Source organism: Candidatus Pantoea soli, assembly GCF_007833795.1.
In the GTDB taxonomy this organism is placed as follows: Bacteria; Pseudomonadota; Gammaproteobacteria; order Enterobacterales; family Enterobacteriaceae; genus Pantoea; species Pantoea soli.
This window is the reverse complement of record NZ_CP032703.1, coordinates 75,309-90,848: the sequence shown is the minus strand read 5'-3', so window position 1 is coordinate 90,848 and position 15,540 is coordinate 75,309. Positions and strand designations below refer to the sequence as shown.

12 protein-coding genes are annotated in these 15,540 nt (G+C 58.9%); 9 read left to right on the top strand and 3 right to left on the bottom strand.

Annotated features, from left to right (window positions below):
- Window positions 1–171 precede the first annotated feature (171 nt).
- Window positions 172–1,065, top strand: a complete 894-nt coding sequence (locus D8B20_RS17835; protein WP_145890799.1) for an SDR family oxidoreductase — start codon at window positions 172–174, stop codon at window positions 1,063–1,065.
- 81 nt (window positions 1,066–1,146) lie between these two features.
- The gene (locus tag D8B20_RS17830) at window positions 1,147–2,961 is read left to right on the top strand and encodes a glycoside hydrolase family 15 protein (protein WP_145890797.1); all 1,815 of its coding nucleotides are present in this window, start codon (window positions 1,147–1,149) and stop codon (window positions 2,959–2,961) included.
- A gap of 21 nt (window positions 2,962–2,982) precedes the next feature.
- Here D8B20_RS17830 and D8B20_RS17825 read toward each other — a convergent pair whose 3' ends face one another.
- Both D8B20_RS17825 and D8B20_RS17820 read right to left on the bottom strand, forming a co-directional pair.
- Window positions 2,983–3,615 carry an alanyl-tRNA editing protein gene (locus D8B20_RS17825; RefSeq protein ID WP_145890795.1) on the bottom strand — a complete coding sequence of 211 codons (633 nt, stop codon included), beginning with the start codon at window positions 3,613–3,615 and terminating at the stop codon, window positions 2,983–2,985.
- Window positions 3,616–3,735: 120 nt separating this feature from the next.
- Window positions 3,736–4,437, bottom strand: coding sequence for an OBAP family protein (locus D8B20_RS17820; protein ID WP_145890794.1), 702 nt, complete (start codon window positions 4,435–4,437; stop codon window positions 3,736–3,738).
- Between the two features lie 162 nt (window positions 4,438–4,599).
- Between D8B20_RS17820 and gcvA the strand changes: the two genes are divergently transcribed.
- The 5 genes from gcvA to D8B20_RS17795 all read left to right on the top strand — a co-directional run bounded on the left by gcvA (window position 4,600) and on the right by D8B20_RS17795 (window position 10,524).
- Window positions 4,600–5,505 carry a transcriptional regulator GcvA gene (gcvA, locus tag D8B20_RS17815; protein WP_145890792.1) on the top strand — a complete coding sequence of 302 codons (906 nt, stop codon included), beginning with the start codon at window positions 4,600–4,602 and terminating at the stop codon, window positions 5,503–5,505.
- Between the two features lie 76 nt (window positions 5,506–5,581).
- Window positions 5,582–6,409, top strand: a complete 828-nt coding sequence (locus D8B20_RS17810) for a DMT family transporter (protein ID WP_145890790.1) — start codon at window positions 5,582–5,584, stop codon at window positions 6,407–6,409.
- Window positions 6,410–6,421: 12 nt separating this feature from the next.
- The gene (locus tag D8B20_RS17805) at window positions 6,422–7,312 is read left to right on the top strand and encodes an oxidoreductase (protein ID WP_145890788.1); all 891 of its coding nucleotides are present in this window, start codon (window positions 6,422–6,424) and stop codon (window positions 7,310–7,312) included.
- A gap of 292 nt (window positions 7,313–7,604) precedes the next feature.
- Window positions 7,605–9,041, top strand: a complete 1,437-nt coding sequence (proP, locus tag D8B20_RS17800) for a glycine betaine/L-proline transporter ProP (protein WP_145890786.1) — start codon at window positions 7,605–7,607, stop codon at window positions 9,039–9,041.
- A gap of 202 nt (window positions 9,042–9,243) precedes the next feature.
- On the top strand, window positions 9,244–10,524 hold the full coding sequence (locus tag D8B20_RS17795) for an MFS transporter (protein WP_145891614.1): 1,281 nt from the start codon (window positions 9,244–9,246) through the stop codon (window positions 10,522–10,524).
- A 179-nt stretch (window positions 10,525–10,703) separates the two neighbouring features.
- On the opposite strand, the gene D8B20_RS17790 is transcribed toward D8B20_RS17795, so the two are convergent.
- The gene (locus D8B20_RS17790) at window positions 10,704–10,913 is read right to left on the bottom strand and encodes a CsbD family protein (protein ID WP_145890784.1); all 210 of its coding nucleotides are present in this window, start codon (window positions 10,911–10,913) and stop codon (window positions 10,704–10,706) included.
- A gap of 326 nt (window positions 10,914–11,239) precedes the next feature.
- Between D8B20_RS17790 and treZ the strand changes: the two genes are divergently transcribed.
- Window positions 11,240–13,024 carry a malto-oligosyltrehalose trehalohydrolase gene (gene treZ, locus D8B20_RS17785; RefSeq protein ID WP_145890782.1) on the top strand — a complete coding sequence of 595 codons (1,785 nt, stop codon included), beginning with the start codon at window positions 11,240–11,242 and terminating at the stop codon, window positions 13,022–13,024.
- Window positions 13,021–15,516, top strand: coding sequence for a malto-oligosyltrehalose synthase (treY, locus tag D8B20_RS17780; protein WP_145890780.1), 2,496 nt, complete (start codon window positions 13,021–13,023; stop codon window positions 15,514–15,516). The genes treZ and treY overlap by 4 nt, the downstream gene beginning before the upstream one ends.
- Window positions 15,517–15,540: the final 24 nt, after the last annotated feature.

The following is a 15,540-nucleotide window of genomic DNA, read 5'->3' as shown; positions in this document are numbered from 1 at the left end:
ACTTGCAAAGCAGGTAAAATAATCATTACGTTAGTGATTTTGTAACCAAAAATATTCAGCAACGGCAAACACATCCGGCGAAATAAAACGCAGGCGCACACTTTTTTACGTGACAAATATCACATCTCTGCCAGGCTTAATTTACTCGTTCCACTGTACAAGGAGATAAGTATGACTTCATTTACTAACAAAACGCTGATTACCCAGGAATATCCGAAGCCGCCGTTTAATAAACAGCATCAGCCGATTCCTGGATTGGCCAGTAAGATGGAACCACGTCCTGACCACGGTGAAACCAGCTATCGCGGCACCGGCCGCCTGACCGGCCGTAAAGCGCTGATTACCGGCGGCGATTCCGGTATCGGCCGCGCCGTTGCCATTGCCTATGCCCGTGAAGGCGCAGATGTGGCGATCAACTATCTGCCGGATGAGGAGTCAGATGCGGCAGAAGTGGTGAAATTAATTGAAGCGGAAGGGCGTAAAGCGGTCGCTATTCCGGGTGATATTCGCTCTGAGTCCTTTTGTCAGCAGCTGGTCAAAGAAGCGGCTGAAAAATTAGATGGTCTGGATATTCTGGTTAATAACGCCGGCCGTCAGCAATTTAATGAATCTATTCGTACCTTATCGACGGAAGATTTTGACGCCACGTTTAAGACCAATGTTTATGCGATGTTCTGGATAACCAAAGCGGCGCTGGAATATCTGCCTGCTGGTTCGTCCATTATTAATACCAGCTCCGTGCAGGCCTATGAGCCAAGCGCCATTCTGCTGGATTATGCGCAAACCAAAGCGGCGATTGCGGCCTTTACCAAAGCGCTGGCCAAACAGCTGGGCGAACAGCAGATTCGCGTCAATGCTGTGGCACCTGGCCCGTACTGGACCCCGCTGCAGGTTTGCGGTGGTCAGCCACAGGAAAAAGTTGAGCAGTTTGGTGCCACTGCACCGCTGGGCCGTCCGGGCCAGCCGGCAGAGATTGCGCCGCTCTATGTGACCTTTGCAGAGACCACCAACAGCTTTACCTCTGGCCAGGTCTGGTGCTCGGATGGCGGTACCGGCACCCTGTAAGGTGGCTGACGGCTTAACCTGATGTGATACGTGGCTGCCTGCGGGCGGCCACGTAGCGAGGCTGGCTCACAGGGACGCATCATGAACAATCAGATTCTGCACTCGCCCATGCGCGAAAAGGGGTTTGCCCGGCTGGGGGATTACGCGGCTATCGGCGAAGGGCGCTCGGTCGCGCTGATTGCCCCCGACGGCGCTATTGACTGGTGGTGTGCGCCTAACCTCGACTCCCCTCCTCTGTTTGATCGCCTGCTGGATCCTGCCATCGGCGGTTTTTTCCAGATTGAACCCACCTCGCCATACCATACCGAACGCGCGTACCGTGACGACAGCAACGTGCTTGAAACCCGTTTTATTACAGAACAGGGCAGCGTGCTGCTGACAGAGTCACTGAACAGCACGCTGGCGGGACGTTTGCCGTGGAGCGAACTGGCACGGCGTATTGAAGGCGTGGAAGGAGAAGTGGAACTGCGGCTGACGCTGCGCTTTGGTACGCAGGCTGAAACCCGTTCGCCATGGCGCGACAGCACAGAACAGGGTGATGTCTACCATATTGCCGATTTAATGGCGATGCTGCGCACCAGCGAAGCCTGGCAGATTGTTCAGCGTGATGATGAGCGCATCGACGCGACGCTGCGGACCTCACCAGGCAGTCACGCGCTGGCGGCGCTGCTGGTCACCGAGCGCGAGCCGCTGGCCGTACCGGATCTGGATGCCATCGACACGCGCATTGAAACCAGCCACACCGCCTGGTGCGACTGGACACGCAGCCTGAGCTATCGCGGGCGCTTCGCCGAACACGTGCGCCGTTCGGCCCTGTCGCTGAAGTTTTTATGGTACTCCCCAACCGGGGCGCTGGCCGCAGCGGCGACCACGTCGCTGCCAGAGGGCATTGGCGGCGAAAAGAATTACGACTACCGCTACGCCTGGGTACGCGACGCCTGCCTGATCATTAAAGCGTTTGTTTTCCTCGGCGCGCTGGAGGACTGTAAAGCAGCGTTTTCCTGGCTGTCGAAAACCATTATTCGTCACGGTACCGCCCTGCGCGCCTGCTACACGCTGGAGGGGAATACCGTACCCGCAGAATATTATCCGCCACTGCAGGGTTATCATGATTCACGACCGGTGCGCATCGGCAACAATGCGCGCGATCAGGTGCAGCTCAGCATGTATGGCGACATGCTCGCCACGGCCGAGCTGTTTATCCAGGCCGGCCACATTCTGGATCTGGCGACATCCCGTATGCTGGGCGAACTGGCGAACCACTGCGCTGATTTATGGCGACAGAAAGACAGCGGTATCTGGGAGCTGCCGGAACAGCAGCACTATACGCATTCCAAAATGGCCTGCTGGCTGGCGCTGGATCGGGCGGTTGCGCTGGCAGAAGCGCGCCACATTGAGCCGACCTGGCTGCAGCGCTGGCAGCGCGAACGGGATCGTATCAGTGAGTGGATAGAGACGCACTGCTGGTCGGAACAGCACCAGGCTTATCTGTTTTATCCCGGCAGCGGCGACCGGCTTGATGCGGCGCTGGCGCTGGTACACGCTTACGGCAGCCGCGTTAATCCGGCGCGCATGCGGGCCACCTATCAGGCCATTCGCCAGCATCTCGGGCATAACACCGATATGCTTTATCGCTACAGCGGTGTTGAGCAGGAAGAGAGCACGTTTATTGCCTGCTCGTTCTGGCTGGCAGAAGCCCGGGCAGCGATGGGCGACTGCGCCGACGCAGAGCGCGCGATGCAGGCGATACTGCATAAGCTGTGCCAGCGCGGCAATGTCGAAACCTTCAATGAAATGTTTGACGTCCGCACCGATGAGTGGCGCGGTAATATGCCGCAGGGGCTGAGCCATCTGGCGCTGATTTGTGCGGCGCAGGCATTAACTGAGCGCGGCTGAATCGCTGCGCCCGGCGGATAATCAGGCTTTCAGCGCATACTGCACGGTCAGCTCCCCTTTTTTCTCTTTCACTTTGCCGATGATGACCTCGCCAACTTCGCCTGTCTGCGCAACGTGCGTCCCGCCGCAGGCATAGGGGGTTAATGTCCCCCAGCTCACCAGGCGCCTGCCCTGTTCCTCGGCCAGCTTGCGCGGCAGGCTGGCCGCCACCAGCGCCGTCACCGCCTGCTGCAGCGCTTCCGCCGTCACCGGCTGACACGCTGCCAGCGGCTGAAACACGATGCGCCCCTCGCCGGGACGGTGATTGGCCTTATAACCGCGCCAGCCAAACGGCTCACCGGCACAGGCAATCAGATGGCCGGCGGAGTGATAGCGGGAATGCAGCTGGCGCAGCGTTGCTTCAACCACCACCGTCACCGCACCCGACGGCAGTGCGCGGTCAGTGTAATGCGCAATCTCATCGCCTTCCTGCAACGCCTGCAGCATGCGCGCCGCGCCAAGCGTGCCCTGGTCGGAGGGCTGTCCGCCCCCCTGCGGATGAAACAACGTGTCGGTGAGAAGTACCCGGAACCGGCCATCGTCCTGCGGTTCGCAACTGATTACCTGCGTGTTGAGCGTAAGATCATCGCTGTAGAAATAGCGTTTTTGCGTCATGGTGCTCCCTGTTTTACTGACGGGTCTGAAGACGTGGGTCTATGACCATACCCTATTTGCCCGCCGTTTGCCTGATGCTGCGTAAAGCAGCCCGGCCATACCTGGCCGGGCCATCAGGGTTTACCGGTGCACGCGCTGGCAGTTGTCCGCGCCCGCCGCCACCGGGTGGGCCGGGATATCGTCGCGCGACTGGCGGATTTTCTGCGTATCAACGCCAAAGCGGCGATCGCGATCGGTCAGCAGCGCCGGGTTCATCTGCCCGTCAGCGGTGAAGCCCATCATCAGCGTGGGTTCACCCAGCGGCAGCGTGTTATCGCGATCGGTATGCCAGGTATGCCAGGTTTTCCCGTAGGTGTTTACAATTTTGCTCATCAGGGCATGTTCCGCGACAGGCGGCAGCCCCGGCGCAATCAGCGATCCGGATTTCACCTCATAGCGGTGACTGTGCCAGTACTTTTTCTCTCCGGCCGGCAGTTGCTTAAACAGACGTTCGCTGATGATGTACTCCACCCCCATCAGCCGGGCGTCCTTTTTGTTGCCGTCATAAATCACCGCCTGCATCACGTCATCATTCAGGATGGTGACATAGTGATGTGCTTCCATCTGCCCCTGCCGGTTACCGCAGTAGTAGTGAAAACCATCCAGATAGGTATTAATGGCGTCAATCGGCGGACGCGACTGCAGCGCCGCCGCTCCCTTATCCAGCAGCGCTGTTTTTCCTGCCACTGGCGCGCCTGGCGTGTTGACCGGCGAAGCGCTGTTATGGGCGCCGCACCCTGCCAGCAGCAGGGCGGCCAGGCCGCTCATCAGATATTTATGCATGTTTCCTCCCTGTTTATCGAAACATAACCATAGTTAATCTGTTTCAGGTTGCGAGCGCAGCGCGAGCGGTGGCGTCTTTTTAGCGGTCACGCGGCCAGGCTATCGCGGCGGCAACACAGGCAGTAAAGTAGGATGCGCGATAACGCATTCCGGGAGAACATCATGCGTGACCTGCCACCCATCGCCACATTGCGCGCCTTTGAAGCCGCCACCCGCCACGCCACCTTTAGCGCAGCGGCCGAAGAGCTATGCGTGACGCAGAGCGCCGTCAGCCATCAGCTGAAGCATCTGGAAGCGATCTGGGGTGTGCCGCTGTTTGAGCGCGGCAAAACGCTGCGTCTTACGCCGGCCGGCGCGGCGCTGGCCCCTATCGTGCGCCAGTTTTTTGCCGATTTGCACACCACGCTGGCCGAAGTGCGCGAACAAAAGGGACGCACGCGGCTGCGCGTCAACACCACCTACTCCTTTGCCCTGAAATGGCTGCTGCCGCGTCTGCCGGAGCTGGCACGCCTGCACCCGGACATTCTGGTGTCGATTGAGAGCACCGACAGCGCCATTACCTTTGCCAGCGACGAAGCCGATGTGGCAATTCGCTTCGGTTATGGACACTATCCGGCGCTGCACAGCGAGTTCCTCTTTCGCGAGCAGCTGTTTCCGGTTGCCAGCCCGACACTGCTGCAGCGTTTCGGCACGCCAGGCGAACCGGCCGAGCTACTGCGCTATCCGCTGCTGATGCGCGACGGCGCCGATCTGGTGCCGAAATGGGAAAGCTGGTTTGCGCAGCAAGGGGTGGATATTACCCTGCTGCAGGCGAGCGTCCGCTATGCCGATACCAATATGACCCTGGCCGCTGCCCTGCTCGGTCAGGGCGTGGCGCTGGCACGCAGCGGTCATGTGGAACAGGAGCTGGCCGAAGGTAGCCTGATCAGGCTGTTCAGCGTGCCTTTCCCCTCGCCCGCCGCCTATTATCTGGTCTGTCCGAAAGGCACGGAAACGCAGCCACACATCGCCCGGTTTCGCCTCTGGCTGCAGGCAGCGGCGCGACAGGCGCAGCAGCTCTACGGCTGAAGTATGAATAAATGCTCATAGCGCAATGCGAAAACGTCGCTTTCCTCTCAGGGAGGCGCAGAGGTAGCATCGGTTCATGCCAATACCTGTTCTGTTTCTCACACTGTTCGCCGCCCTGCTGCATGCCAGCTGGAACACCCTGCTACGTGGCGGGGCCGATCGCTTGTGGTCGATGACCATCATGTGTGTGGCGATTGCACTGACCTGTCTGCTGGTTGCCGTTTTTGTGCCGCCGCCGCAGCTGGCCAGCTGGAAATATGCGTTGCTCTCGGCGCTGCTACACGTTGGTTACAATTTGTGCCTGGTACGCAGCTATCGCAGCGGCGATCTGGGACAAACGTACCCGATTGCCCGTGGCACGTCGCCGTTGCTGGTGACCTGTGCCGCTGCGCTGTTCGCGGGGGAACGCATCTCTGCCGGCACGCTGTGTGGCATTACGCTGATCTGCACCGGCATTCTGCTGCTCGGCGTGCGCCGGGGCAAAGTGGCGTTTTCAGGCCTGCGTTACCCGCTGGCGACTGGCGCGTTTATCGCCGCCTATAGCGTGGTGGATGGCATCGGGGTGCGGCTGTCCGGCCACGCTGTCGCTTATACCGTCTGGATGAGCGCCCTGTGGGCGCTGATGATGCCGGCGATTTACCTTGTCCTGCGCGACAGCAAAAGCCTGTTTTGCCGCCGGCCTGGATGGCAAATGGCCGCGGCGGGCGGTCTGATTTCCCTGCTGGCCTACGGCATGATCATCTATGCCATGACGCTGGCACCGCTGGGAGCCGTTTCGGCGCTGCGTGAAACCAGCGTGTTGTTTGCTGCGGTGCTGGGCGCACTGTTTCTGGGTGAAACGCTCACGCTGCGCAAAATCATTGCCTGTGCCGTGATTGCCGCCGGCACGTGCATCACTGGCTGAGGAGAAGACGACATGTCTGAGGCACTGCGCATTGCGCTGCTGGGTCCGGGGGCAATCGGTACCACGCTTGCCGCCGTACTGCATGAGGTGCACCGCACCCCGGTTTTATGCGGACGCACCGCCCACGCCCGGCTGGTACTGCGGGACGATAAGGGTGAAGTGGTGATACCCGGCCCGGTACTGGACCAGCCGTCGGCCATCCAGTCGCCGTTTGATCTGGTGTTTGTAGCGGTCAAAACCACCCAGGTTGCTGACAGCGCCGCCTGGCTGGCCGCATTGTGTGATGAAAAAACCGTGGTCTGCGCGCTACAGAATGGCGTTGAACAGCAGCAACAGCTGGCGCGCTATGTCAACGGTGCCACGGTGCTGCCCGCTGTGGTGTGGTTTCCGGCACAGCGCGAAGCGGATGCGTCGGTCTGGCTGCGTGCCACGCCGCGCCTGACGCTGCCGGCACTGCCCGAGGTACAGCGCGTGGTCGCGGCGCTGCGCGGTACCCGCTGTACGGTGACGCTGGAGCCGGATTTCCAGTCAGTGGCCTGGCGCAAGCTGCTGCAGAACGCCGTGGCCGGACTGATGGTGCTGGCAAACCGGCGTGCCGGCATATTCAGACGTGAGGATATTCATCAGCTGGCGTTGCGCTATTTACAGGAGTGCCTGGCCGTGGCGCGTGCCGCCGGCGCCTCCCTGGCTGATTCCGTGCCGGACCAGATTCTGGCCGATTTGCAGCGTGCCCCGGTGGATTTGGGCACCTCGATTCTGGCCGACCGCCAGGCCAACCGGCCGCTGGAGTGGGATATCCGCAATGGCGTTATTCAGCGTTACGGCCGTCAGCACGGCGTGGCCACGCCGATCAGTGACGTGCTGGTCCCGCTGCTGGCAGCCGGCAGTGAAGGGCCAGGCTGACAGCCTGAGACAGTATATTTTCCTGCCCTGCTTCCTTTCACCACAGATTATCACTCTGATACCCCGCACATTACCGGCGAACAGCACAAACCATTATTTCGCCGGGTGACCATTTTGACAGGTTCATACTTCAGCGCTACGCTTAATTGCAGCGATATATGTCACAAACTTGCGTAAAGATAAAATATTTTTTATGGTGTCCGCCTTTCGCCCTCTTATAGCTTTCATTTCCTTTCATGAAACGCCGGCTGCGAAAGCTATAAGATCGCTCCACTTTACTCATGGGGAATATATGAGCACAGGATCGATTTCAAATAACACTGACCTCACCGTTGACGATATTACCGTCATCGACAACAAATTACTGAAACGCGCCGTCAGCGCTGCCGCTTTGGGTAATACCATGGAGTGGTTTGACTTCGGCGTATACAGTTATCTGGCCGTGATTATTGGCCAGGTCTTTTTCCCGGATGCCAGCACCACGGCGCAGCTTATTGCCTCTTTCGGTACCTTCGCTGCCGCATTCTTAGTGCGCCCGATTGGTGGCATGGTATTTGGCCCGCTGGGTGACCGCTTCGGCCGTCAGAAAGTGCTGGCCTTTACCATGATCATGATGTCGATCGGCACCTTCTGTATCGGCTTAATTCCCAGCTATGCCAGCATTGGTATTGCCGCCCCCATTCTGCTGTTAGTCGCTCGTCTGGTGCAGGGCTTTTCCACCGGCGGAGAATATGGCGGCGCGGCCACCTTTATCGCGGAATATTCAACCGATAAACGGCGTGGCTTTATGGGCAGCTTCCTGGAATTTGGCACGCTGGCGGGTTACCTGCTGGGGGCCAGTCTGGTCACCGGCATGATCGCGGTATTACCGCATGAAGCCATGATGGACTGGGGCTGGCGTATCCCGTTCTTCCTCGCTGCGCCGCTCGGCCTGTTTGGTCTCTATATTCGCCTGAAACTGGAAGAGACGCCGGCGTTTAAAGATCATATGGATAAGCGCGAAGAGCTGGAACACAATAAACCGCCGCTGAGCGTGTGGCAGATGCTGCGCACGCAGAGCAAACCCCTGCTGAAATGTATTGGTCTGGTGCTGCTGTTTAACGTGTCGAATTATATGCTGACCGCTTACATGCCCAGCTATTTAACCGGCGTATTGGGCCTCAGTGAATTATCCGGCCTGCTGCTGGTGATGGTGGTTATGTTTATTATGATGCCACTGACGCTGATGTGGGGCCATTTTACCGACCGTATCGGCCGTAAACCGGTAATTGGTTTTGGCGCGCTGGGGTTAATTATCCTCTCCGTTCCGGCTTTTATGCTGATTGGTTCCGGCAATATGTTCTGGGTGTTTGCAGGGCTGGCGGTACTGGGTCTGCTGCACACCTGCTTCAGCGGCACGATGCCGGCCACCTTACCGGCACTGTTCGTTACCGATATTCGTTACAGCGCATTAGCCATCGGCTTTAATTTATCCGTTTCGCTGTTTGGCGGCACCACGCCTCTGATTACCGCGTGGCTGGTGGACACCACGCACAACGCCATGATGCCCGCCTATTATATGATTGGCGCCGGGATTATCGGCCTGGTAACGGTATTAACGCTGACCGAAACCGCACGTAAGCCACTGAAAGGCTCGTCACCTGCGGTGGCAACGGAAGCGGAGGCGCATCGTCTGATTGATAAATTACGCAAGCAGCGCCGCCGTAAAGTTCAGCAAAAACCGGCGTAATCAGGCTTTCTCTCATACGCGCGCGGCGGCCTTCGGGCCGCCGTTTTATTTTTACCCTTCTTTTGCCCGTCCTGTTCCACGCAGAACCGCGCCAATTTATGCGCTGTCAGTGATTTTAAGCAGACAAAATCACCCCGCAGTTGCCAGCCGTGCGTCGGCATCGCAGGATGGATGCTGGCGCATTGTAGATAGGGAAAGGATGATGACTGCTGCCGTTACACAGACTGCTACGCGCCGGCGCGTACTGATTGCCGGTGCCGTGGGTAATTTTATCGAGTGGTATGAGTTTGCCGTTTATGGCTTTATGGCCACGCTGATCGCCAGACACTTTTTTCAACTGCAGGGCGAAAGCGCGCTTACCAGCCTGATTTTCACCTGGGCCGCCTTTGCCGTGGCTTTCTTCTTTCGCCCGCTGGGCGCGGTCATCTTTGGCCGTCTGGGCGATCGCTATGGCCGCAAACCGGTACTGATTTGCGTACTGGTCTGTATGACGCTGGCCACCGTCGCCATTGGTCTGGTTCCGGTGTATGCCTCCATCGGCCTGGCGGCACCGCTGCTGGTTACCCTGCTGCGCATTCTGCAGGGGCTGTTTGCCGGCGGCGAATATGGCGGTGCGGTGGCGCTGATGACCGAATCGGCGCCGCCAGGTAAACGCGGCTTTTATGGTGCCTGGCAGTCGCTGACGGTGGCGCTCGGCCTGCTGGCCGGGGCTGCCGTGGTGGCGGTGTTACCGGTGCTGCTGGGTGAAGCAGCGATGCACGCGTGGGGCTGGCGGGTTCCTTTCCTGCTGGCGCTGCCGCTGGGTGCGGTCGCGCTCTGGCTGCGCAGCGGGCTGGACGAGTCGCCACAGTTTATGCAGGAAAAAAAGGCGGTGGTGCAGAGGGCTGACACCGCCGCCACGCTGCGCGCCATTGCGCTGGGTATGAGCCGGGTGATGGTGTGGTCAGCCGCTGGCTATACCTATCTGGTGATTATGCCCACTTATCTGCAGGCCGCGCTGCATACCGGTTTTAATCAGGCGCTGCTGATCGCTGTGATCTCCAATCTGGGCTTTGCCACCACGATTCTGCCTGCCGGCATACTGAGTGATCGCTATGGCCGGCGCACGCTGATGCTGCTGGCTACCCTGCTGTTGCTTCTGCTGGCATTCCCACTGCTCAGGCTACTGCAAAATCCGGAATACGGCATGCTGATCAAAGCTGCGGCGGTTTTTATCGCGGGTGCGCTGGTGGGGATGCTGGCTGGACCGGGACCGGCGATGCTGGCAGAAATGTTTCCGACCGGGGTGCGTTACACCGGCCTCGGCCTGGCCTATTCGCTGTCGAATGCGCTATTTTCAGGCTGCGCCGGATTGATCATCACCGGCCTGATGAAACAAACCGGTAACGCCGATATTCCCGCCTGGTATGTCATGGTGACGGCGCTGGTGAGTTTTCTGGCGCTGCTGACCCTGAAAAAAGATAACCCGCAGCGCCCGCTTTAGGTCCGGCAGATTATTTAGCTGTCGGGACTGAAGCGCCAGATAAATAAAGCCTCAGGCACCGGCATATAGCACAGAAATAATTGTTGTCCACAGCGGACGGAATTATTGTTGCGGGAATGGCTGCAGGGAAATAGCGGGGAATCGCCCCGGTACAGAAGGTGTACCGGGGATCTGAGAACTTACCAGTGATATTTATTGCTGTCTTCCCAGTCTTTCAGTTCTTTTTCTGCCTGGTCTTTTCCGTAACCATAACGTTCCTGGATGCGACCCAGCAGTTGATCGCGTTTGCCTTCCGCCACGTCTAAATCATCGTCGGTGAGCTGGCCCCATTTCTCTTTCACTTTCCCTTTGAATTGCTTCCAGTTGCCGCTGATACGATCTTCGTTCATCAGTATTCTCCTCAGTGTGACATGCTGTGCCGTATGGCATGTTTCCCGCACCGTTTAAATGCGTAAACATAACCGTAGCCTATGACGGAAAAAAAAGGATGCGCCGGTGAACAATTCGGAAAATTTCTTTTCTGACCCTGTTTAAAGCGCAGCGGGAATTAAATTCTGAAATATAGGCTATGATTTTTCAGGGTACTCAGCGGTTTATCCGGGTATTCATCGATAACCAGGGCAAAGAGTCTTTAGTATTCATCACGTAACTGTTTCAGGAACGCGAATCGCTTGATGTCGTCCATTGCCCGATGCGGGCTTAACGAGGCAAATGAATGGAATCCACAACACTGGAAAAATCCTGGGGTGCTGAAATCCTTGCGGACGGCACCGTGCGTTTTCGCCTTTGGGCACCGGGTCAGCAGCACATCACACTGCGTGCAGAAGGGCAGGATCACGCCATGCAATCTGACGCGGACGGCTGGTTTAGCCTGACGCTGGATGGGCTGCAGCACGGCGCAGAGTATAACTACGTGCTGGCCGATGGCACCGTCGTGCCCGACCCGGCGGCACGCGCCCAGCGAGATGAGGTAAACGGTCCGTCGCTGGTGATCGATCCTCAGCACTACCACTGGCAGCAGCCGCACTGGCAGGGCCGTCCCTGGCAGGAGAGCGTGGTGTATGAGCTGCATATTGGCACCTTCACCGCGGAAGGCACCTTCCAGGCCGCCATCGCCCGCCTGCCTGCGCTGGCAGAACTGGGTATTACCATGATTGAGGTGCTGCCGGTGTCGCAGTTTGGGGGCAACCGTGGCTGGGGTTATGACGGCGTGCTGCTGTATGCGCCGCATTCCGCCTATGGTTCGCCGGATGATTTCAAAGCCTTTGTCGATGCGGCGCATGCGCTGAACTTATCCGTGGTGCTGGACATTGTGCTTAACCACTTCGGGCCGGAAGGCAACTATCTGCCCTTGCTGGCCCCGCAGTTCTTCCATGAAGAGCGGATGACGCCGTGGGGTGCGGGCATCGCCTATGACGTGGACGCCGCACGCCGCTATATCATGGAAGCGCCGCTGTACTGGCTGAAGGAGTTTAATCTGGATGGTCTGCGCTTTGACGCCATCGATCAGATTGAAGACAGCTCCGCACAGCACGTGCTGATTGAGATTGCTGAACGCATCCGGCGCGAGATTCCGCAGCGGCCGATTCACCTCACCACTGAGGATTCGCGCAACGTGATTTTCCTCCACCCGCGCGATGAAAACGGGAATACGCCGCTGTTCAGCGGCGAGTGGAACGATGATTTCCATAATGCCATTCACGTGTTTGCCACCGGCGAAACGCATGCCTATTACCAGGATTTCGCTCAGGCACCGGAAAAACGCATTGCCCGCATTCTGACCGAAGGCTTTGCCTATCAGGGCGAAGTCTCCCCGCAGAGTGGTGAAGCGCGGGGAGTCCCCAGCGCGGGCCAGCCACCGGTTGCCTTCGTGGATTTTATTCAGAACCACGATCAGGTCGGCAACCGGGCACAGGGCGATCGTCTGATTACGCTGGCAGGCAGCGACCGCACCAAAGTGCTGCTGGCTACCCTGCTGCTGTCGCCGCACATTCCGCTGCTGTTTATGGGCGAAGAGTATGGCGAGACCCAGCCGTTCCTGTTCTTTACCGACTTCCACGGCGATCTGGCAAAAGCAGTGCGTGAAGGCCGGGCAAAAGAGTTCACCGGCCATGCCGGTCATGATGAAAACGTGCCGGACCCGAACGCCGAAGAGACCTTTACCCGCTCAAAACTTGACTGGGCAAAAACTCACAGCGACGAGGGCAAAGCCTGGCTGGCGTTGACGCGTCAGCTGCTGCAAGTGCGTCAGCAACACCTGGTCCCGCTGCTGGCCGATGCACCGGGCGGCTGCGGTAGCGTGCTGCATACCGCACCCGGCTATGTTGCCGTGCGCTGGCAGTTCCCGCAGGGCGAACTGTCGATGGCGCTGAACATTGGTGAGCAAACCCAACCGCTGCCGGAGATGGCAGGCAAGACCATTTTTGCCTGGCCGCAGGAGAGCGGTGCGTTGCCGCAGCATTCGATTATCGTGTGTCTGGCCCAGGGAGCTGCGCAATGAGTATTCCAACCGCGACTTACCGTATTCAGTTTCGCAATGGCATGACATTTGACCGCGCGGCGGCGCTGGTGCCTTATCTGCAACAGCTGGGCATCAGTCACCTTTATGCGTCGCCAATTTTTACCGCCACGCAGGGGTCCACCCACGGTTACGATGTGACGGACGCCAACGAGATCGACCCGCAGATAGGCGGCCGTGCCGGTTTCGACCGCCTTGCCGCAGCGCTGCAGCAGGCGGGTATCGGGCTGGTTCTGGACATTGTGCCCAACCACATGGCGGCGTCACTGGAAAATGCCTGGTGGCATGATGTGATTGAGCATGGCGAAGCCAGCCAGTATGCGCGCTACTTCGATATTGACTGGTCACGCAAGCTGACGCTGCCATTCCTCGGCGATGAATTTGAGCGCGTGCTGGAACAGGGCGACCTGTCCGTCAAAGCCTCCGCCACCAGCGGCAAACCGGTGCTGGCATACTACGACAGCGAATATCCGCTGACGCCCGCCAGCTGGCAGGGACGGGAAAGCGAGGTGCTGGCACTGCGCGATCCGGCCGCGATTGCGCAGTTACACGCCCGGCAGCCGTGGCAGCTGACCAGCTGGCGCACCGCGCGCAGCAATCTCTCTTACCGCCGCTTCTTTGAAATTACCGGTTTAGTGGGCGTCCGGGTGGAAGATCCGGCGGTCTTCGCGGATTCACACCGGCTGATTCTGGAACTGGTCCATGCCGGTATCGTGGACGGTCTGCGCGTGGATCACGTTGATGGCCTGGCCGATCCGCTTGGCTATCTGCAGCAGCTGCGTCAGGCAGCGGGCGAACACTGTTACATCACGGTGGAAAAAATCCTTGCCGAAGGTGAACAGCTGCCAGAGGAGTGGCCGATTTCGGGAACTACCGGCTATGAATTTATCGCCGCGCTGTCCCATGCGCTGATTGATGACAGCCAGATTGATATGCTGCATCTGGCCTATGAGGCGATAACCGGTCAGCGTAATGATGTTGCTACCGGATTGCGGGCGGCGCGTGAGCTGATGGTGGACCGCAATTTTGCCGGCGAGTTTGCCCGTTTGCTGGGCATCGCCACCCGCGTTGCGCAGCAGGAGCACCGTCACGTTGGCGAAGCGGAACTGCACGTAGCACTGCGCGAATTGCTGATCGCTTTCCCGGTGTATCGCACCTATGGTCAGCCTGCCGGGATGCCACTGGCTGGCGAGGAGCTGCTGCTGCAGGTGCTGGAACAGGTCAAACACAGTGCGTCACCGGCGGCGCTGAGCTTCCTTCAGGCGCTGCTGCTGGGTGCCGTCACCGAAGAGGCCGAGCGCGATGCCACCGAGTTCCGCACCCGTTTTCAGCAGCTTACCGGACCGCTGATGGCGAAAGCGGTGGAAGACACGCTGTTTTTCCGCAATCACGTGGCGCTGGCCATCAACGAGGTGGGCGCCGAACCGCTGCCGCATGCGTTTTCACTCAGCCATTTTCATGAAGAGATGCAGACGCGCCTGACCCACCAGCCTGATGCGCTCTCTACTACCTCTACGCACGATACCAAACGGGGTGAGGATGCGCGTGCGCGCCTCTATACCCTGAGTGAAGCGCCGGCGCTGTGGGCAGAAAATGTCACGCGCTGGCGGCAGCTGAATCAGTCCTGCCTGGACACCTCCGACGGGGAGCCGGCACCGGAACCGGCGGTAGAGTGGATGCTGTATCAGGCACTGGCGGGCGTCTGGCCCGCCACGCTGCAGCCGGATGACACGCAGGCGCTGGCGGCGCTGTGCGAACGTTTTATTCCGTTTGTGGAGAAAGCGCTGCGCGAAGCTAAGCTGCGTACAGACTGGGCAGACAACAATGAACCTTATGAAAAGGCGGTGCTGTCGTATGCCCGTCACCTGCTGGCGGCCGACAACCGGGCCTTCCTCGATGATTTCAGCCACGCGCTGCAACCTTTTATCCGCGCCGGGCTGGTCAACAGCCTGACGCAAACGGTCATCAAGCTTACTGCCCCGGGCGTGCCGGATATTTATCAGGGCTGCGAAGCGCTGGATTTCAGTCTGGTGGATCCCGATAACCGTCGTGAACCCGATTTTGCGCAACTGACGCAGCAGCTGGACACGGCCTCAGCGCCGGATTTCACCTGTCAGCAGGACTGGCTGAGTGGCCGGCTGAAGCAGCAGATCATTGCCCGCGTGCTGCATCTGCGCCGCGATCATCCGCAGCTGTTCCGCTTTGGTGATTACCAGCCGCTCAGCGTGACGGGTGAACATCCGGAAAAAGTGGTGGCGTTTGCCCGTCAGGACAGCGACAGCGCGCTACTGGTGATCGCGCCGCGCCTGATTTTCAGTGACGCGCAATGGGGCCATACCCTTGTCGCACTCAACGAATCGCTGGCGCATCGCCAGTACCGCAATGTTCTGAATGGAGAAACCTATACCATCGCCGACAGCATCGCGCTGGAAAATGCCAGCTACAGCGCGCCGCTTATTTTGATCAGCAGCTAACCTGCCCGATTACCCTGTTGTTTT

Bases quoted from the DNA above. Each gene is read 5' to 3' on its own strand.
- D8B20_RS17835 (WP_145890799.1), top strand. From the start codon at position 172: ATGACTTCATTTACTAACAAAACGCTGATTACCCAGGAATATCCGAAG.
- D8B20_RS17830 (WP_145890797.1), top strand. From the start codon at position 1,147: ATGAACAATCAGATTCTGCACTCGCCCATGCGCGAAAAGGGGTTTGCC.
- D8B20_RS17825 (WP_145890795.1), bottom strand. From the start codon at position 3,615: ATGACGCAAAAACGCTATTTCTACAGCGATGATCTTACGCTCAACACG.
- D8B20_RS17820 (WP_145890794.1), bottom strand. From the start codon at position 4,437: ATGCATAAATATCTGATGAGCGGCCTGGCCGCCCTGCTGCTGGCAGGG.
- gcvA (WP_145890792.1), top strand. From the start codon at position 4,600: ATGCGTGACCTGCCACCCATCGCCACATTGCGCGCCTTTGAAGCCGCC.
- D8B20_RS17810 (WP_145890790.1), top strand. From the start codon at position 5,582: ATGCCAATACCTGTTCTGTTTCTCACACTGTTCGCCGCCCTGCTGCAT.
- D8B20_RS17805 (WP_145890788.1), top strand. From the start codon at position 6,422: ATGTCTGAGGCACTGCGCATTGCGCTGCTGGGTCCGGGGGCAATCGGT.
- proP (WP_145890786.1), top strand. From the start codon at position 7,605: ATGAGCACAGGATCGATTTCAAATAACACTGACCTCACCGTTGACGAT.
- D8B20_RS17795 (WP_145891614.1), top strand. From the start codon at position 9,244: ATGACTGCTGCCGTTACACAGACTGCTACGCGCCGGCGCGTACTGATT.
- D8B20_RS17790 (WP_145890784.1), bottom strand. From the start codon at position 10,913: ATGAACGAAGATCGTATCAGCGGCAACTGGAAGCAATTCAAAGGGAAA.
- treZ (WP_145890782.1), top strand. From the start codon at position 11,240: ATGGAATCCACAACACTGGAAAAATCCTGGGGTGCTGAAATCCTTGCG.
- treY (WP_145890780.1), top strand. From the start codon at position 13,021: ATGAGTATTCCAACCGCGACTTACCGTATTCAGTTTCGCAATGGCATG.